This window comes from Polynucleobacter sp. UK-Gri1-W3 (assembly GCF_018881595.1).
In the GTDB taxonomy this organism is placed as follows: domain Bacteria; phylum Pseudomonadota; class Gammaproteobacteria; order Burkholderiales; family Burkholderiaceae; genus Polynucleobacter.
On sequence record NZ_JACVQA010000009.1, the window covers coordinates 1 to 19,545 of the forward strand.

At 46.4% G+C, this 19,545-nt stretch carries 15 protein-coding genes and 3 pseudogenes; 5 read left to right on the forward strand and 13 right to left on the reverse strand.

The features are described from left to right. Positions 1–170: 170 nt before the first annotated feature. From ICN36_RS10450 to ICN36_RS10470, 5 genes and pseudogenes are all read right to left on the reverse strand, one after another. Positions 171–598, reverse strand: a pseudogene (locus tag ICN36_RS10450) (histone H1-like repetitive region-containing protein). Between the two features lie 332 nt (positions 599–930). Next, positions 931–2,115, reverse strand: coding sequence for a ribonucleotide-diphosphate reductase subunit beta (locus ICN36_RS10455; RefSeq protein ID WP_216228309.1), 1,185 nt, complete (start codon positions 2,113–2,115; stop codon positions 931–933). A 51-nt stretch (positions 2,116–2,166) separates the two neighbouring features. Next, the gene (locus ICN36_RS10460; protein WP_370623494.1) at positions 2,167–5,076 is read right to left on the reverse strand and encodes a ribonucleoside-diphosphate reductase subunit alpha; all 2,910 of its coding nucleotides are present in this window, start codon (positions 5,074–5,076) and stop codon (positions 2,167–2,169) included. A gap of 329 nt (positions 5,077–5,405) precedes the next feature. Further along, complete coding sequence (gene ampD, locus ICN36_RS10465; protein ID WP_370623488.1) at positions 5,406–6,227, reverse strand: 1,6-anhydro-N-acetylmuramyl-L-alanine amidase AmpD; 822 nt, start codon at positions 6,225–6,227, stop codon at positions 5,406–5,408. Positions 6,228–6,230: 3 nt separating this feature from the next. After that, a complete protein-coding gene (locus tag ICN36_RS10470; RefSeq protein WP_216228311.1) occupies positions 6,231–7,079 on the reverse strand; it encodes an inner membrane protein YpjD in 849 nt (282 codons plus the stop codon). A 20-nt stretch (positions 7,080–7,099) separates the two neighbouring features. Between ICN36_RS10470 and ffh the strand changes: the two genes are divergently transcribed. Continuing rightward, positions 7,100–8,482, forward strand: a complete 1,383-nt coding sequence (gene ffh, locus ICN36_RS10475; RefSeq protein WP_216228312.1) for a signal recognition particle protein — start codon at positions 7,100–7,102, stop codon at positions 8,480–8,482. A gap of 15 nt (positions 8,483–8,497) precedes the next feature. Here ffh and ICN36_RS10480 read toward each other — a convergent pair whose 3' ends face one another. Continuing rightward, a complete protein-coding gene (locus tag ICN36_RS10480; protein ID WP_216228313.1) occupies positions 8,498–10,240 on the reverse strand; it encodes a proline--tRNA ligase in 1,743 nt (580 codons plus the stop codon). 48 nt (positions 10,241–10,288) lie between these two features. Between ICN36_RS10480 and ICN36_RS10485 the strand changes: the two are divergent. Together ICN36_RS10485 and ICN36_RS10490 are read left to right on the forward strand one after the other, a co-directional pair. After that, positions 10,289–10,870 (forward strand): annotated as a pseudogene (locus tag ICN36_RS10485) (RNA pyrophosphohydrolase); the annotation flags it as partial. Between the two features lie 17 nt (positions 10,871–10,887). Next, positions 10,888–11,451 carry a CNP1-like family protein gene (locus ICN36_RS10490; protein ID WP_216228315.1) on the forward strand — a complete coding sequence of 188 codons (564 nt, stop codon included), beginning with the start codon at positions 10,888–10,890 and terminating at the stop codon, positions 11,449–11,451. A gap of 24 nt (positions 11,452–11,475) precedes the next feature. Here the strand turns inward: ICN36_RS10490 and proB are convergent. The 4 genes and pseudogenes from proB to rplU all read right to left on the reverse strand — a co-directional run. After that, positions 11,476–12,252, reverse strand: a pseudogene (gene proB, locus ICN36_RS10495) (glutamate 5-kinase); the annotation flags it as partial. A 20-nt stretch (positions 12,253–12,272) separates the two neighbouring features. After that, positions 12,273–13,361: a GTPase ObgE gene (obgE, locus tag ICN36_RS10500; protein ID WP_216228317.1), complete on the reverse strand. Its 1,089-nt coding sequence runs from the start codon at positions 13,359–13,361 to the stop codon at positions 12,273–12,275. Positions 13,362–13,449: 88 nt separating this feature from the next. Then, on the reverse strand, positions 13,450–13,710 hold the full coding sequence (rpmA, locus tag ICN36_RS10505; RefSeq protein ID WP_011902041.1) for a 50S ribosomal protein L27: 261 nt from the start codon (positions 13,708–13,710) through the stop codon (positions 13,450–13,452). A 19-nt stretch (positions 13,711–13,729) separates the two neighbouring features. Then, a complete protein-coding gene (rplU, locus tag ICN36_RS10510) occupies positions 13,730–14,041 on the reverse strand; it encodes a 50S ribosomal protein L21 (RefSeq protein ID WP_011902040.1) in 312 nt (103 codons plus the stop codon). A gap of 75 nt (positions 14,042–14,116) precedes the next feature. On the opposite strand from rplU, the gene ICN36_RS10515 reads away from it, so the two are divergent. Beyond that, positions 14,117–15,121, forward strand: a complete 1,005-nt coding sequence (locus ICN36_RS10515) for a polyprenyl synthetase family protein (protein ID WP_216228318.1) — start codon at positions 14,117–14,119, stop codon at positions 15,119–15,121. Here ICN36_RS10515 and ICN36_RS10520 read toward each other — a convergent pair. Continuing rightward, positions 15,118–16,053: a reductase gene (locus ICN36_RS10520; protein WP_216228319.1), complete on the reverse strand. Its 936-nt coding sequence runs from the start codon at positions 16,051–16,053 to the stop codon at positions 15,118–15,120. The genes ICN36_RS10515 and ICN36_RS10520 overlap by 4 nt on opposite strands. A 56-nt stretch (positions 16,054–16,109) precedes the next feature. Between ICN36_RS10520 and ICN36_RS10525 the strand changes: the two genes are divergently transcribed. Next, entirely contained in the window at positions 16,110–16,877 is a 768-nt protein-coding gene (locus tag ICN36_RS10525; protein ID WP_216228320.1) for a fumarylacetoacetate hydrolase family protein, read from the forward strand. 72 nt (positions 16,878–16,949) lie between these two features. On the opposite strand, the gene ICN36_RS10530 is transcribed toward ICN36_RS10525, so the two are convergent. Further along, positions 16,950–17,969: a 2-dehydropantoate 2-reductase gene (locus ICN36_RS10530; protein ID WP_216228321.1), complete on the reverse strand. Its 1,020-nt coding sequence runs from the start codon at positions 17,967–17,969 to the stop codon at positions 16,950–16,952. 88 nt (positions 17,970–18,057) lie between these two features. Then, complete coding sequence (locus ICN36_RS10535; RefSeq protein WP_216228322.1) at positions 18,058–19,473, reverse strand: sodium:solute symporter family protein; 1,416 nt, start codon at positions 19,471–19,473, stop codon at positions 18,058–18,060. Positions 19,474–19,545: the final 72 nt, after the last annotated feature.

Consider the following 19,545-nt stretch of genomic DNA (forward strand, 5'->3'; position numbering starts at 1 on the left):
CCTTTGGCTTCCTTCAGACTTGCAGTCACCCACAAAGCCCTTGCCATTAGCTAACACTTCCCCTTACCGGGTGTGTAGAGGACTTTCACCTCCAAGTAAGTGCACCCTGCCGGGCGCACCAATAAAAAAAGGGGTCTCGTGTGAGACCCCTTCTAGTAACACCCGTCCGATTAAGGACGTGTGCCAGTTGGGAAGGGCCAAGCAGCAGCAGGATTCAACGCACTAGTCGCTGGTGCAGCTTTCTTAGCCGCGGGCTTTTTTACAGCAGAGCCCGCTTTCTTCGCAGCAGGCTTACTTACTTTTTTTTTGCTACTTTACGAGCTACTTTTTTAGCAGCAGGCTTCTTAGCTACTTTACGAGCTACTTTTTTAGCAGCAGGCTTCTTAGCAGCAGCTTTTTTAGCAGCAGGACGCTTCTTAGCTACTTTTTTAGCAGCAGGCTTCTTAGCAGCAGCTTTTTTAGCAGCAGGACGCTTCTTAGCTACTTTTTTAGCAGCAGGCTTCTTAGCAGCAGCTTTTTTAGCAGCAGGCTTCTTAGCAGCTACTTTTTTCTTAGCAGCTGGTTTCTTTGCAGCAGGTTTTTTCTTGGCGATTGCCATATTAATGCTCCTTCACGTGAGGATTAGTACAAACTACATTAAGAAGACCCGACCACTCATTTCCGCCTGGTTTTGCAACCTTTTTGGATCTGACGAGCGAGCCATTCATCGGCGCGCGGCTTGATACTAGGCGCTGCACGCTAATGAATCCTGGAAAAAAAGCCGTTGCCCCAAAGGACAACGGCTTCTTAAATGTGCTGGAAAAAATGGAGAGGATAGCCCAAGCACCCTTGAGCAAGGGTTTTCGGATTTGAGTCTGGTTTTGCTGACTTCTAAAACTATCCAACCGTCTAATCTCCAATTTAGCCGGCTATGCGCTTACTTACTGCTTACTACTCCCAACTTAGCGCACCGCCAGTTTGATACTCAATAACGCGTGTCTCAAAAAAGTTTCGTTCTTTTTTCAGATCAATCATTTCTGACATCCATGGAAATGGATTCTCTTCATTTGGGAACATCGCGTCAAGTCCTATTTGCAAACATCTGCGATTGCAGATATATCTTAGGTACCCTTTGAACATCGGAGCGTTCAATCCGAGCACTCCACGAGGCATCGTATCTTCGGCATAACGGTACTCTAATTCGACTGCTTTTTCGAAGATGGATTTGATCTCGTCTTTGAACTCGGAAGTCCATAGCTGCGGGTTCTCCAGCTTGATTTGGTTTATCAAATCAATACCGAAATTGCAGTGCATAGACTCATCGCGAAGGATGTATTGATACTGCTCAGCAGCACCCGTCATTTTGTTTTGACGACCCATTGCAAGTATTTGCGTAAAACCAACATAAAAGAACAAACCTTCCATCACACAAGCAAAAACAATGAGTGATCGGAGTAACTTTTGATCGTTTTCTAATGTGCCAGTCTGAAAATTCGGGTCAGTTAAAACATCAATAAACGGAATTAAGAACTGATCTTTCGCGCGAATAGATTCAATTTCGTTGTACGCATTGAAGATTTCGGATTGATCTAAGCCCAAAGATTCAACAATATATTGGTACGCGTGGGTATGAATTGCCTCTTCGAAAGCCTGGCGCAATAGGTATTGGCGGCATTCTGGAGCGGTAATGTGGCGATAAGTACCCAAAACAATGTTGTTTGCAGCTAAAGAATCTGCAGTTGTAAAGAAACCAAGATTGCGCTTAATAATGCGACGCTCATCTTCTGTCAGGCCATTTGGATCTTTCCAAAGCGCGATATCGCGGTTCATATTGATCTCTTGTGGCATCCAGTGGTTTGCACAACCAGCTAAATACTTCTCCCAAGCCCATTTGTACTTGAAAGGTACCAACTGATTTACGTCAGTCTTGGCATTAATCACGCGCTTATCAGCAGCATTTACACGCAAAGCTGCGCCACCAACTGCAGCAGCTTGCGCTGGGGCAGTAGCAACAGCTTGAGGGGCTACTTGAGCAACCTGATCTACCTGTGGGCGTTGCGGCTCCACTGCAGTCGGCTGTGGTGCAAGGCCAACTTTTGCTAGCGCTGGAGCAACTTCTTCTTCCCAATTCAACATAACTTTCTCCTAATTTCTTCTTTTCTTATATCTGACCAATAAGCAAATGGCTTATTGGCATGCTTCACATTCATCAAAGCCGGCATCGCCTGGGCGCATTGTGCAGGCTGGGCCATCTAATTCTTGCGCCGCTGCCGCATCAGTACCATTCACGCCACCACCGCTAGAAACAGCGTTTAGCTGGCCGCTAGCAACTGTTGATTTCTCAACGTGTGTTGCAGCCATCGTGCGGAGGTAATAAGTTGTCTTCAAGCCACGTAACCAAGCTAACTTGTACGTATCATCCAATTTCTTACCTGAAGCGCCACCCATGTAGATATTGAGTGACTGCGCTTGGTCAATCCACTTTTGACGACGGGAAGCCGCTTCAACCAACCAGCTTGGCTCAACCTCAAATGCGGTTGCGTACAAAGCACGCAAATCCTGAGGAATGCGATCGATCTTCGATAAAGTACCGTCAAAGTACTTCAAGTCGGCAATCATCACTTCATCCCAGAGGCCGCGGTCTTTCAGATCACGCACTAAGTACTCATTTACCACTGTGAATTCGCCAGAAAGGTTAGATTTCACGAACAAGTTTTGGAAAGTTGGTTCGATACAAGCTGATACACCAATAATATTGGAAATCGTTGCTGTTGGTGCAATCGCCACGCAATTGGAGTTACGCATGCCGTATTGCTTGATACGTGCACGCAAACCGCTCCAGTCCATAGTGGATGAGCTATCTACCTCTACATAACCGCCGCGCTCGGCCGCCAACATCGCTACTGAATCCTGCGGGAGAATGCCGCGATCCCATAAAGAACCTTTGTATGTGCTGTAAACGCCACGCTCTTCAGCCAATTCGTTAGATGCTTGATAAGCGTAATAACAAACTGCTTCCATAGAAGAGTCAGCAAACTTCACAGCCTCATCGCTAGCGTAAGGAATACGTTGCATATGCAAGCAATCCTGGAAGCCCATGATGCCCATACCGACTGGACGGTGCTTTAAGTTCGAATTACGCGCTTTAGCTACAGCGTAGTAGTTGATATCAATCACGTTATCCAACATACGCATTGCCGTGCGCACAGTTCTTTGGAGCTTCTCGTGATCCAAGATCATCTTGCCATTGGCATCTGTAGTCATGTGAGCGGTTAAGTTCACAGAACCTAAGTTACAAACTGCAATCTCAGTCTCATTGGTATTGAGAGTAATCTCAGTACAGAGGTTAGATGAGTGAACTACGCCAATGTGCTGCTGTGGGCTACGGATGTTGCAAGGATCTTTGAAAGTGATCCATGGATGGCCAGTTTCAAACAACATACCAAGCATCTTGCGCCACAATTGCTGCGCTGGAATACGACGGAATGGCTTCAATTCACCACGATCCGCTTTTTGCTCGTAGGCAACATAAGCCTCTTCAAACGCTCTACCGAATTTGTCATGCAAATCTGGAGTGTTAGATGGTGAGAACAAAGTCCAATCGCCACCTTCCATTACACGCTTCATGAACAAGTCAGGAATCCAGTTGGAAGTATTCATATCATGGGTACGGCGACGATCGTCACCAGTGTTCTTACGCAACTCCAAGAACTCTTCGATATCCAAGTGCCATGTTTCTAGGTACGCACAAACTGCACCCTTACGCTTACCACCTTGGTTTACAGCAACCGCAGTGTCATTTACCACCTTCAAGAATGGCACAACACCTTGTGATTTACCGTTGGTACCTTTGATATGGCTGCCCAATGCGCGAACGTTAGTCCAGTCATTGCCAAGACCACCTGCAAACTTGGATAACAAAGCATTTTCTTTCAACGCTTCGTAGATGCCATCCAAATCATCATCCACCGTTGTCAAGTAGCAGCTAGAGAGCTGTGGACGAGTCGTTGCTGAATTAAACAATGTTGGTGTGCTGGACATGAAATCAAATGTAGACAGGATTTCATAGAACTCAATTGCACGACGCTCACGGTCCATCTCATTCAAAGACAAGCCCATGGCAACGCGCATGAAGAATGCCTGTGGCATTTCAATACGACGCTCTTCAATATGCAAGAAGTAGCGGTCATACAAAGTTTGCAAGCCAAGGTAGTTGAACTGCAAGTCACGGCTGGCGTTCAATGCAGCAGCCAAGCGTGGCAAGTCAAACTCACGCATACGTGGGTCCAACAACTCAGCAGAGATACCCTCATTGATGTACTTAGCAAAATAAGTGCCGTACTCAGCTTGTGTATCGCCTTGCAATACTTCCTTGCCAAAAATTTCTTTACGAATCACGTGCATCAAGATGCGCGCTGTTACCTGGCTATACGCAGGATCTTTTTCAATCAAAGTACGTGAAGCCAAGATAGCGGAGTCATACACTTGCGCCATTGGCACGCCATCGTACAAATTCTTGATGGTTTCAGTAATAATTGGGGTCGCATCAATGTGAGTACCCAGGCCTTCGCAAGCTGCCTCGATTACTGTACGCAAAGCAGCCATATCAAGCCACTTCTCAACACCATTGTCAGTTACCTTGATACCAGACTCACCAGCCTGATTAGCTGTTTGAGCATCTTGTGAAACCTCTTGCTGTGCTGCACGCTCTTGGTTACGCTTTTCACGGTAAAGAACATAAGCGCGAGCAACGTTATGCTCACCACTGCGCATCAAAGCCAATTCAACTTGGTCTTGGATGTCTTCAATGTGGAAAGTTCCACCATTTGGACGGCTACGCAACAATGCGCGCACAACAGAATGTGTCAATTGCTCTACTTGCTCGCGAACACGCGCAGATGCTGCACCTTGACCACCATTAACCGCTAAAAATGCCTTGGTTACAGCAATGGCAATTTTGGATGGCTCAAATGCCACAACGGAACCATTACGGCGAATAATTTTGTAGTCAGACAATTGTGTTGCCTGGGTGCCACCAACACCACCAGCCACAAAGCTGGCAGAAGGGGCTTGATTTACCGCCCCCGCAGGACTCATTCCTGGGTTATTCGCTCCAGCCGGTTGGCCTGCTGTCTGTGGATTAGCGTATGTCATGTTGCTCCTGCGTATATATATAGTTATTTGGACAAAATATCGTTAAAAAACAATGGGGTATTGCTGGATTCAAACACTACATCTAGTGTCTCGAAGTGCATTAGGCACTAAGTATAGGGAAATATTTGAAAATTGGTAAGCCATTTATGACAAATATTTATTAGTATTTTTACTAAGTTTTATACTTATTTTGGGGTCATTTTGGTGCAGAATTTTGAGCCCTTTAAGACAAAGGCTAAAAAAGTAAGCGTACGCTCACATACAAAAAGAGCTTACCGAGCGCTTATGCCAAAAGGTAATTTTTCAATCGATATTGCTGTCTCTTTTTGGAACTTTTTCCAATCAAAAGAAATTCCAGGATCTGTTTTGCGGTCGGGTGCAATATCGCTATGCCCAGCAAATTGCAAAAGAGGATATGTACTCAGTAGTTTTTTAATAAGCTTTGCCAAGACCAAATACTGGGCATCTTCGAATGACGTATCGCCATCCCCCTCCAATTCAATACCGATAGAAAAGTCATTGCACTTTTCGCGGCCCTGAAAATTCGACTTGCCTGCATGCCAAGCTTTGTCGTGGGTCGATACAAACTGGATTAACTCGCCTGAGCGCGTAATTAAAAAATGGCTGGATACTTTTTGATCAGCAATCTGCGCAAAATAAGGATGTCCATTTGGGTCAAGCTTGTTTTGGAAAAAATCAACAATATGATGGCTAGACGATTGATTTCTAAATTCACCTGGCGGAAGACTGATGTGATGAATGACTGCTAAGTCAGGTTGAACCTGTTCTGGTCTCACATCTTGATTAGGCGAAATACGCCATCTCGCATCGCCAACCCAGCCTTGTGAATCGAGGGCTTGTAGATGTTCTTTTGAACAATAAAAACGGTCTTCGAAAATGAGAGCTTCTGACTCAGGAAGATGTACCTTGCAGCACTGACATTGAACCATTGCCTCGGGCGCAGCAGCTACCTTGTGAGGCTTATTTTGATTGGGTTTGGAGGCATTTCCTGTATTGAGTTCCGCCTGCTTTTTACCCTTAATCCAAAGATACAAAAGGCCAACACCAGCAAACAATAAAAGCCACTTAAACAAGACTTAAGTCCTCTGCAAAATAACTTCAACAACAAAGCGACTTCCGACATAAGCAAGCAGCAAAGCAGTGTAAGCACTTAACACCCAACGAATGGCGGCTCTGCCACGAAGTCCCACTCGCCAGCGTCCTATTAATAGGCCTGCAAACAAAAACCAGGAGACCAAAGCAAAGATGGTTTTGTGGTCAAACACGAGGGGTTTGCCAAACAAAGTCTGCGAGAAGAGTAGCCCCGAGAACACCGTCAAACTCAAAAGCGCAAAGCCAACATAAAGCAAGTTGAATAAAAGACTTTCCATTGTCATTAGCGGGGGTAAGTCCTCTAACCAATGGGCTAGGCGGCCATTAGGAATAATGGCTAATTGTTGATGCAAAGCGCGATCCTGAACACTCATCAGCATGGCATGCATCGCCGCCAAACTCAGCAAACCAACTGATACCGTAGCAACTACAAAGTGCCCCTTAAACCAAGGATCTGAAACAGCCTTAGGTGAAATCAAGGTGCCTGGAAAAATATTAGGAAGGGCTGCGCAAATCAACGCAAACATTAAGGCCATCCAACGTAAGCTAGAAATCGGCAAAAACCAAGATTGAAACCAATAAAAAGCCAGTCCAACCCAAGCAATTAAGGACAAATCTTGCGCAAAGCCAAATACAAAGCCCTGGGAAGTGAACACAGAGTCATGCAATTGCACCCCATGGATCACCAAAATCACAAAAATTGCCGCCTGCACTAGCCCGCTTGAGAGCCCAGACTCCACGCCGCTCTTGGCTTTGAAGCTCAAAACAAGCAAAAGCACCAAATAAAGTGCGGAAGGTAGCCATCCGTAACTTGAGTAACCTAAAATATCCATCTGGAAAGTCTAATCGATAAATGCTAGAAAACCTCACCGACCGCCTATCTCGCGTTGTTAAAACAATGCGAGGCCAAGCCCGCCTCACCGAAGCCAATACCGCAGAAATGTTGCGGGAAATCCGTTTAGCCTTATTGGAGGCCGACGTAGCGCTTCCGGTAGTGAAGTCTTTACTAGAACAAATTAAATTTAAAGCCCTTGGCGAGGAAGTGGTTGGAAGCCTCAGTCCTGGACAAGCTCTGGTTGGCGTAGTTCAACGTGAGCTCGCCCAAGTCATGATGGGCGACACCAATCAAAGCGGCGAACTCAATCTCGCTACCCAACCTCCCGCAGTCATCTTGATGGCCGGCTTACAAGGTGCGGGTAAAACGACATCCGTTGGCAAACTCGCCAAGTGGTTGCAAGAGAAAAAGAAAAAGAAGGTTCTGACTGTTTCTTGTGACGTCTATCGTCCAGCTGCGATTGAGCAATTAGAAACTGTTACTAAGCAGGTTGGCGCCGAGTTTTTTCCGAGCGACATTAGTCAAAAACCGAATGACATTGCTCTGGCCGCTCTTGATTGGGCCCGCCGTCATTATTTTGACGTAGTGTTAGTTGATACCGCTGGTCGACTTGGTATTGATGAAGTACTCATGCAAGAAATCAAAACTTTGCATGCCAGCCTCAATCCAATTGAGACCTTGTTCGTAGTTGACGCCATGCTTGGTCAAGATGCCGTCAATACTGCTAAAGCCTTCCATGAAGCGCTCCCACTCACCGGCGTGATCCTAACTAAGCTAGATGGTGACTCTCGCGGTGGTGCAGCCCTCTCAGTTCGCCAAGTAACCGGTGTTCCGCTCAAATTTATCGGCGTAGCCGAGAAGATGGATGGTCTGGAAGCATTTGATGCTGAGCGCATGGCCAATCGCATTCTGGGCATGGGCGATATTCTGGCCTTGGTTGAGCAAGCGCAACAACACGTTGATGTTGCCAAAGCAGAAAAGCTAGCTAGCAAGATTTCTAAAGGCGGCTTTGATCTTGAGGATTTTCGGGATCAACTCATGCAGATGCAAAAGATGGGTGGCATGGCGAGCTTGATGGACAAATTACCCAGTCAAATGGCGCAAGCAGCCTCCAAAGCAAATCTCAGTAATGCTGATAAACAAACTACGCGTATGCGCGGAATTATTGACAGCATGACACCCAAAGAGCGCAGAAAACCTGAATTGCTCAAAGCCAGCCGCAAGCGTCGTATTGCTTCAGGATCTGGAGTAGAAGTACAAGAAGTAAATCGCCTACTAGCTCAATTCGAGCAAATGCAAACCATGATGAAGCAATTTAAGGGCGGGAAAATGGCGCGTACCATGGCGAGTATGGCTGCCAAAGGAGCCGCCAAGGGTATTGGCGGACTCTTTAAAAAGTAAAACTTAAGAGATAACTTAAGCGATCGATTGTTTAGCGGCTTGTACAGCCGCAATCACTTTTGCTTTGATGTCATTTAATGGGATGTTCTGAGACTCAGCATCAGTGCGGCCTTTAAATTCCACTTGTGCATCTGCCAAGCCGCGATCGCCAATCACCACTCGGAATGGCGCTCCAATCAACTCCCAATCAGCAAACATCGCACCTGGACGCTCATTGCGGTCATCCAATATCACATCAATGCCAGCAGCTAACAACTCGCCATGGAGTTGGTCACATGCAGCCTTAACTGCCTCTGATTTTTCGTAACCCATCGGGCAAATCACCACCTCAAATGGTGCCATGGAGATTGGCCAAATAATGCCCTTCTCATCATGGCCCTGCTCAATCGCAGCACCAAGCAAACGAGTTACACCAATGCCGTAACAACCCATCACCATGGGCTGTGCTTTGCCCTGCTGATCCAAGTATGTACAACCCATTGCTTCTGAATAACGTGTGCCTAGCTGGAATACATGCCCAACTTCAATACCGCGGCAAATATCGACAACGCCTTTGCCATCAGGCGAAGGATCACCAATGACTGCATTACGAATATCCAACACCAAGGGCTCAGGCAAATCACGGCCCCAATTCACCCCAGTCAAATGATGTCCAGCATCATTTGCGCCACACACAAAATCAGCCATATTAGCAACCGTGCGATCAGCAACCACAGTCACATCAGAGCCCACTCCAACAGGGCCTAAATAACCCGCTGGTGCATTACAAGCCTGCTTAATTTCTGCTTCACTAGCAAAGCGTGACTCTGCCATGCCAGGAATCTTGCTAGCCTTGACTTCATTGAGCTCATGATCACCGCGCACCAACAGCATGAACAATTTGGCTGGACCCTTTTCTTGATCAGCTGCAAACAATAATGACTTCACAGTAGATTCAAGCGGAACATTTAAGAACTTCGCAACATCTGCGCAATGAGTCTTATCGGGTGTGGGTACTTTAACCATTGCCGTAGAGGCTGCAGCTCGGGAAGCAATTAAAGCCAATGACTCTGCCGCTTCTAGGTTGGCTGCGTAATCAGAATTTGGACAATACACAATGGCATCTTCGCCAGTATCAGCAATCACATGGAACTCTTGACTACCTGAGCCGCCAATCGCACCGTTATCAGCAGTCACTGCGCGGAACTCAAGGCCCATACGCTTAAAGATGCGGGTATAAGCATCAAACATTATTTGATAGGATTTCTTGAGGCCTTCAACATCTCTGTCGAATGAGTACGCATCTTTCATACTGAACTCGCGACCACGCATGATGCCAAAACGAGGGCGACGCTCATCGCGGAACTTGGTCTGAATTTGATAGAAGTTCACTGGCAATTGTTTGTAACTCTTAATCTCATTACGAGCTAAATCGGTAATCACTTCTTCAGAGGTTGGCTGGATCAAGAAATCACGATCATGACGATCTTTGATTCTGAGCAATTCCGGACCCATCTTTTCCCAACGACCAGTCTCTTGCCATAATTCAGCTGGCTGAATCATAGGCATTAGCAATTCAATGGCGCCCGCACGATTCATTTCCTCGCGAACGATGTTTTCTACTTTGCGAATGACCTTCAAACCTAATGGCAAGTAGTTATAAATACCTGCGCTTAGCTTGCGAATTAAACCTGCACGCACCATAAGTTTGTGCGAAACCACCTCAGCGTCCGAGGGAGCTTCTTTTAGCGTGGCGAGAAATGATTGTGAGGCTTTCATGTATGGATATAATCAAATCGTTGATTTTAAAGGATTTGAGGCACGATCATGATTGACCGTGAAGGGTATCGCCCGAATGTCGGCATCGTCCTCCTCAACAGCCGTAACGAGGTTTTCTGGGGAAAACGCGTTGGGCAGCATTCGTGGCAGTTCCCGCAAGGCGGGATTCAGCATGGTGAAAGCCCTGAACAGGCTATGTACCGCGAATTGCAAGAGGAGGTTGGCTTACTGCCGGAGCATGTCCAAATTATTGGACGCACCAGGGATTGGCTTCGCTACGACGTCCCTGAGGAATACTTGCGCCGTCAAAACTCCACTAGAGTGCATCGTGCTGCATATCGCGGTCAAAAACAAATTTGGTTTCTCCTACGTCTAGTAGGCTTAGATAGCGACATTCAATTGCGCGCCTCCGAACATCCTGAGTTTGATGCTTGGCGCTGGGTCCCCTTCTGGATTCAGTTGGATGCAGTGATTGGCTTTAAACGCGAAGTCTATCAGCTCGCACTTTCTGAGTTGGCTCGCTTCTTATCCCGCGGTATGCGCATGCAACAGCTTGCCTGGGGCTCCCCTCTCGACCTGATTCAATCTTTTTACGGTGGCTCGCACGAGCACCCTGATGAAGATGAAAATCTAAAAGACAACTTCAAATGACCTATTACCTCAAACGTATTTACCTTTGCTTTTGCGCCGCCATTGTTGGCATGGGACTATCGGCCTGTGCGGGCGACCCAATGCAAAGCGGGCTAGATCCTTTTGCACCCATGGTTTTCAAGGAGGGTACGACTACTATGCCTCTGAACCCACCCAACCAAGCAACCCTAATACCTTTTTACGTATCTCAACATACCATTTTTAAATTTGCTGTAGATACTGACTCAATCCTGATAGGTGCAGATGGGGTGACTCGCTATATTGTGGTGCTGACCAGCCCAAACGGTAGCGTTCAAACTCAATATGAAGGGATTCGTTGCGACTCATTTCAGTGGCGCCTATACGGCACCTTAGAGAACAACGTGTGGAGAGAAAATCCTCTAGCTAGCTGGCGTGCGATCCAAAGCAATGTACCTAATCGATATCAAGCAGCTTTGGCTCAAGGTGCATTTTGCAACCTCGATTCGCAAGAAAAGAGTATCAAGACAATTCTTCAGTCACTCAACCCCAATGGATTTACTGGCGGAACTAAACCAACCAATTCAAACGGAACTATATAAACCCCGGTAAGAGTTCGACTAATTAGCGCTTAAGCGAGTCCCAATTTTCTCGCCAGCAATCAGACGAGTTAGCACGTTGGGTTCGCGCCCAGAGGCGATGACTGTGGCTGCACCAGTTTTAACGGCAATCTTTGCAGCCAATACCTTGGTCAACATTCCGCCCTTACTCAGCTCACTAGCAGCACCTCCGGCCATTTTTTCTAAGGCAGGATCTCCTGCAATAGCATCTGTAAGTAGTGTGGCATCTGGATTTTGACGTGGGTCTGCAGTAAACAATCCGCCCTGGTCAGTCAAAATTACTAAAAGATCGGCATGGATCAAATTCGTTACCAAAGCAGCAAGGCTATCGTTATCACCGAACTTAATTTCATCGGTTACCACCGTGTCGTTCTCATTAATAATAGGAACGACACCCAACTTCAGAAGGGTGTCTAAAGTCGCTCTTGCATTAGCGTTGCGTTCTGCATCAGCTAAGTCTGCATTGGTTAACAAAATCTGAGCACTTCGCAAATTAAAACGTGCGAAGCAGCTTTCATAAACCTGTACCAAACCCATCTGCCCAACTGCAGCTGCAGCTTGTAATTGATGGATCTCTTTTGGACGCTTATTCCAACCCAGACGCTGCATACCCTCAGCAATAGCGCCTGAACTCACCATCAAGACCTCATGGCCAGCTTGCAACAGACCCGCCATTTGCTCGGCCCACATCCCAATCGCAGCATGATCTAAGCCTTCACCATTATTGGTAACAAGACTAGAACCTACTTTGACAACAATTCGTTGAGTTTTTTTAGCGTTCATAGCAAAAGGCAAGCAAATGTTTAATCTGGTTTTTTATCTTCAAGCTGATCTTGATAACGTGGATCTTGAGCACGCTCATCAGCATCATCACGATCACGACGTACAGAGTCCAAATAATCTTGTAAAGAATAGCAAAGCTTGTCGCAACCTAAGCCCGTTAAGGCCGAGATCTCAAATACTGGGCCTTTCCACTTAAAGCGCTTTATAAAGTCCGCAACTACTTTCTTGCGATCTTCCTCAGGAATCATGTCTACTTTATTCAAGACTAACCAACGTGGCTTCTCAACCAAAGCTTCATCGTATTTACGCAATTCATTCACAATTGCATTGGCATCAGCTACTGGATCTACATTCTCATCAAATGGTGCAACATCCACCAGATGTAAAAGTACGCCAGTACGCTGTAGGTGTCTTAAGAAACGATGACCTAGGCCAGCACCTTCAGCTGCACCCTCAATCAAACCAGGGATGTCAGCAATGACAAAGCTTCGTTCAGCTCCCACACGTACAACGCCCAAATTAGGATGTAGTGTTGTAAAGGGATAGTCAGCAATCTTTGGGCGAGCATTCGACACAGCAGTAATCAAAGTAGATTTACCAGCGTTAGGCATGCCCAGCAAACCTACGTCAGCCAAAACCTTTAGCTCAAGTTTCAGCTTTCGGCGTTCGCCATCTTTGCCATTCGTTTTTTGACGTGGCGCTCTATTCGTACTGCTCTTAAAGTGAATGTTGCCCCAACCACCAACGCCGCCCTGTGCCAAACAAAGACGTTCGCCATGGGTAGTTAAGTCAGCAATTGGCTCACCGGTTTCATAGTCAGCAATGATGGTGCCAACCGGCATCCGCAACTCGATGTCATCTCCAGCGCGACCATAACAATCAGCACCACGACCAGGCTCACCATTTTTTGCTGTGTGTGTTTTTGCGTAGCGGTAATCAATCAGGGTATTGATGTTGCGATCGGCTATCGCCCAGACGCTACCGCCTTTGCCGCCGTCACCACCATCAGGACCGCCAAATTCAATGAACTTTTCGCGGCGCATAGAGGCACTTCCGGCGCCACCTTGCCCGGCAATTACTTCAATACGTGCTTCGTCTATAAATTTCATGAATAAAAAAGGCCTCGCTTAGCGAGGCCTGTTCCTAAGAGTTAAATTCGGAATAAATCTGAATCAAACGTGTCTCAGTCAGGCTGCCTTATGAACGAGGCAAGACTGAAACTTGGGCCTTCTTCAAAGCACCCTTAACGCCGAATTCCACTTGTCCGTCAATTAAGGCGAACAAAGTGTGATCCTTACCAATACCAACGTTTGCACCTGGATGAACACGTGTGCCACGTTGACGAATGATGATGCTGCCAGCATTAATGTGCTCGCCGCCAAATACCTTAACGCCTAAGCGTTTCGATTCTGAGTCGCGGCCATTTCGTGTTGAGCCGCCGCCTTTTTTCTGTGCCATATCTTTCTCCTACCCTGAATTAGGCTTTAATCGTGTTGATCAAAATTTCAGTGAAATTCTGACGATGGCCTTGGTGCTTTTGATAATGCTTGCGACGGCGCATCTTAAAGATTGTCACTTTATCGTGACGTCCTTGGGAGACGACAGTGGCCATCACAGCTGCACCATTAACCAATGGATCACCTAATTTCAGTGAAGCGCCTTCGCCAACGGCGAGGACTTGGTCAAGAGTGATTTCGCTGCCGATTTCCGCTGGTATCTGTTCTATTTTCAATTTTTCGCCTGCAGCAACTTTATATTGTTTGCCACCGGTTTTTATGACCGCGTACATGGTTTGAAACCTCAATTAATATCTACATTTAAGCTAATCCACCCTGGACTAGCTAAGCCCATTATTATATCTTGCATGACGACCACTGTCAAAATCAATGACTTAAGCCAAATCCTGGCCCCAATTGCCTTAGATTTCAAGGCCTTAGACGAGGTCATCCGTCAGCGCTTGGCCTCAAAAGTCGCCTTAATTGACCAAATCTCAAGCTATATCATCCAGGCTGGCGGCAAACGGGTCAGGCCCGCCCTACTGATGCTGGTGGCCAAATCCCTGGCTAACGGCAAAGAAACGCCCCATACCCTGGAAATGTCCGCTGTAGTCGAATTTATCCATACAGCCACCCTCCTTCATGATGATGTGGTTGATGAATCCACCCTAAGAAGGGGTCGGGAGACAGCCAATGCTGCTTTTGGCAATGCCGCTAGCGTTTTGGTTGGTGATTTCTTGTACTCCAGGGCCTTTCAAATGATGGTTGGCCCAAATGACCTCCGAGTCATGCAAATCTTGTCGGATGCAACCAATACGATTGCTGAAGGCGAAGTTTTGCAACTTCTAAATATGAATGATCCAGAAGTAGATGAAGCCAGCTACTTACAAGTAATCCGTTACAAAACAGCCAAGCTCTTCGAAGCCTCTACTGAATTAGGCGCCATTCTGGCAAATGCTACCGATGCACAGCGCGAACAAGCTGCTGCATTCGGTCGCCATATTGGCACGGCATTTCAACTCATGGATGACTTACTGGACTACACCGCGAACGCTGAGCAGATGGGTAAAAACGCTGGTGATGATTTACGCGAAGGCAAGCCTACGTTGCCGCTGATTTACTTGCTTGAAAACGGCAGCAGCGAAGAGCGCCTTTTAGTTCGCGCAGCGATTGAGCAAAACCAAGATTTGCCAGATGATGTATTTGCACAAATTCTTGCTGCAGTACAAAACTCTGGTGCTCTAGATTACACACAAGCAGCGGCCAAGCGTGAGGCTGACCTAGCCTTAGCTTGTCTAAAAAACTTCCCAGAAAACGAAGCTAGTGCTGCACTACATGCCCTGTGTGCGTACTCTCTCACGAGACAAACTTAAGCCCCTAGGCTATTAACTCTGAGTTCGCGCGCTGTAATCCGCGCCCGCTCTGCCTCTTCACGTAATCGTACGATTTCTTGTGAAGACATTTTTTCTAGATTTGAATAATCTAATTTCCATGATGGGTCTAATGACCATCGCAATGGTGATTGAACTGTTGTACGAGGGGCCGGAGCTGACTCAAGAAGCCTCATGGCTAGCTCGAAATTCAGATCCTGCGAAGCGAGATCATTAGCTCTTGCAGCTGCATTTCCCAATGGAAAATCACTAAATAAAAATCGCGGCACTCCGCAATACTCAACAATATCTTTAGCAGCGCCCATGACCACGGTTGGAATGCCTGCAGACTCCAGGTACCGCGCCAACAAACTCTGACTCTGATGACAGATTGGACAATTCGGAATTAATACCGCCACATCTACACTATCAGCCTTCAACATCTCTAAAATCTGAGGCGCATCAATCTCTAATGTATGGCGCTGACTTCGATTGGTAGGCAAGCCATAAAAATTAGGCGAAAGCGCCTTTACTCTGCCGGCAACAACAGCCCGCTGAGCAGCACTCAGCGGGAACCAGCAATGACTATCTTCCATATTGGCGTTCTTACGATCAATGCCTACATGCGCAATACGTAAATCGATATTTTCATCGAGAGATTGTTGATAAGGCTGATAGAACTTCGCCGCAGCGTTGTAAGATGCACCCTGGCCTTGCGCGCCCTTATCGGGATCATATGGAACGGCTGTTGTAATTAAACCCAATACAGACTGAGCAAGTGGCTTTCTGAGTGGGGTAAACGGCACATCAATGTAGTGAGCCCACACATAAGGATTCTCATAACCCAAGCCCAAGTAATAACTTCGGGTGCGCTCCATATAGCGAACTGGTTGATCATGTTCTGGTGCAAATGTGAGTTCAGAAGTCTTAGACATCAATTCATCCCTGTAAGATATTGCATATCAAATATTTAACTTCATAGGAACTTATTATGGCTCAGTGGCTTAGATTTCAGCATCAAGGAAAAAGTGGTTTAGGACAAGTGCAAGGTGACCAAATTGCCGTGTATGAAGGCGACTTATTTAATCACCCTAAAGCCACCGGCGCCACTATCAAGTTGACTGATGTAGTCATTGATATTCCTTGCTCCCCTTCCAAGATGGTTGCGATGGTAGATAACTTTCATGCTTTGGTCACCAAGCTTGAACATGCCGTACCTGCTGAGCCTTTGTACTTCCTCAAAGGCAATAACTCTTTCTTAGCAGCAAACCAAGTGATTCGTACACCTAAGTCCTACTCTGGAAAGGTGGTTTACGAAGGCGAACTTGGTATTGTGATTGGCAAACACTGTCACGAGGTTGATGAGGCTCAAGCAGCTAAAGCCATCTTTGGATACACCTGTATCAACGATGTGACCGCTATTGAAATCCTGAATCGTGATCCTGGATATGCGCAGTGGACTCGCGCAAAAAGTTTTAATACCTTTGGTGTATTTGGCCCATACATCACCACCGATGTAGATCCAAGTAAGTTGACGATCAAGACCATTCTCAATGATCAAGAACGTCAAAATTATCCGATTGCGGATATGATTTTCTCGCCAGCAAAACTAGTGAGCTTGATTTCTCAAGATGTACCACTCTCGCCAGGAGACATCATTGCCTGCGGCACTTCAGTAGGCGTTGGCTCCATGAAACCTGGTAGCAACGTGAGCATCATTATTGATGGCGTGGGGCGTCTTGATAATCGTTTCGAGTAATTCAGGTTTTCTAAAACAAAAATCCTTGCTACTGAACATAGCAAGGATTTTTTAATGCTAAAGTTTTATTACCTAGTAACCAGATACTGATGGCAAAGCTAAGCTGCCTTTAGAAGCTTGTACGTTTTCATCTAAGTATTTAGTCAAAGCAAATACAGTATTTAAGCAAGGTGTTGGAGTTTGGGTAATCTTGCCAAGCTCGATTACCGATCCCAACAAAGCATCAATCTCCAAGCTGCGACCAGCTTCTAAGTCTTGCAACATAGAAGTTTTGTGCTTGCCAACTTTTTCAGCGCCAGCGATACGACGCTCGATATCAACACGGAAAGTAACGCCCAACTTTTCAGCAATGGTCTGAGCTTCGGCCATCATGTTACGAGCCAACTCTTTGGTTAATGGATATTGGCAAATGCCCTCCAAGGTGCCATGTGTCAACGAGCTAATTGGATTGAAAGTCATATTACCCCAGAGCTTGAGCCAAATCTCTGAGCGGATGTCATCCAAAATAGGAGACTTAAATCCAGCTGCGCTCATCATTTCTGAGATCTTCTGAATGCGCTCAGTTGTCTGACCATCTAACTCACCCAATGGGAAGCGATTGCCTTCAACGTGGCGAATCACACCAGGCGCTTGCGTAAAGGTTGCTGGATAGACTACGCAACCAATAATGTTGTTTGGATTAATAGCATTCTTAGCAACACCACCAGCATCCACAGTTTCAACTGCATGATCTTGATACTCGCCGCCTAACTTCTGGAAATACCACCAAGGGATTCCGTTTTGCATTGGGATCAAAATGGTTTCAGGGCCCATGATGGCCGCTAGATCGTCAATGATCGGCTCCACTTGATGAGCCTTCACCGCAAGGATCACAACATCAGGCGTCTGGGCATCACGAATTTTTTCAACTGCTTTAACCTGAGCAACCAAAGGCTCTGGTTGATCATCCATGATTAAAGCTAGGCCACGCTCTTTAATTGCAGCCAAAGTTGCACCACGCGCAACAACAGTTACCTCATTGCCCGCTCGTGCCAACATGACAGCTAAGTAGCCGCCAATAGCACCACCTCCGCCGATCACACAGATTTTCATAGGAACTCCATAAGAACAAAAAATTTTGTATTACTGTCATATTAGAGGAGATTATTTTGCGGTGCATCATTTTTCAGCGAATCACACTCTAAACGGCTTTTAACGAGTCCTTTGGCACCAGGCTACCCAAAATCATGCCTGCAATACTGGCAAATAAGCCAGCCAATTGGGGCGGCAAAATAGAGTTGGGCGCTAAAACCTCACAACTAATCCAGATAGTTAAACCGCAAACTACTGCTAGCAATCCCCCTAAGGAGTTAGCCCTTGGCCAGTACACCCCAAACGCTAGCGGAACAAATGCAGCGACCAGAGTCACTTTATAGGCGCTCTCCACCATCTTAAAAATAGACAGCTCAGAGTTCACCGCAAAAAAGGTCACTACCACTGCAAAACATAAAACCGTAATCCGCATGACTTTAAGCAAATCCTGATCAGATAAATGCTTAAAGAAGCCTCGCACAATATTTTCTGCAAAAGTGACCGATGGCGCTAACAAGGTTGCACTGGCACAACTCTTGATAGCTGATAGCAAGGCGCCGAAGAACATCACCTGCGCAATAAGTGGAGCGTGATTTAGAATTAACTTAGGCAAAATCATTTGTGGATCAGTGTTGAGATACTTGTCAACCAAATCAGGACTAATGAGAGTTGCTGAATAAGCTAAATACATTGGCACAAAAGCAAAAATAAAATATAGAACGCCGCCAAGCAAAGCCGCTTGCACTGCAATGTTGACGTTCTTGGATGATGTGATGCGCTGGAAGACGTCTTGCTGCGGAATAGATCCCAGCATCATGGTGCACAAAGCAGCTACAAACCCTAAGATTGAAGCCAAATTCATATCTGGCCAGAAGTTGCTAAATTGACCTGCCGCAGCAGCATGCTCAATTACCACACCAATACCGCCAGTCTGCACCGTCATTTCTTCGCCGATGTACAGCATGCCAATCACGATGATGATCATCTGAATGAAGTCGGTAATCGCAACCGACCACATACCGCCAAATAAGGTGTAAATCAGCACACTAGCTGCACCAATCAGCATTCCACCGGTCTGAGAAATGCTGCCTTCAGAGACTACGTTAAACACGAGACCTAAGGCTTTAATTTGAGCAGCAACCCAGCCCAAGTAAGAAACCACAATGCACAGCGTTACTAAAACCTCTACCGTTCGACCATATTTCTCACGAAAGAAGTCGCCAATCGTCAACATGCGACGGTTATAAAGATGGCGTGCGAAAAATAAGCCCACCAAAATCAAGCAAAGTGAAGATCCAAAAGGGTCAGCAACAACTCCTCCCAAACCCTCTTTAAGAAAAGTGGCTGGAATACCTAAAACTGTTTCAGAGCCAAACCATGTGGCAAATACCGTTGCCGTCACAATTGGCAAAGGAAGGCTATGGCCAGCCGCAGCAAAGTCGGCGGTATTTTTCACCCGCAAAGCTGCCCACAAGCCTATGCCAACGGAAATAACCCAATAGATAATGACGAACCAAATTAGCACGCCTAAATGCTCCTTCAGAAATTTGATGAAATTATATGGCTATGTCACTTTTGATAGATAGCAAAAGGCGCC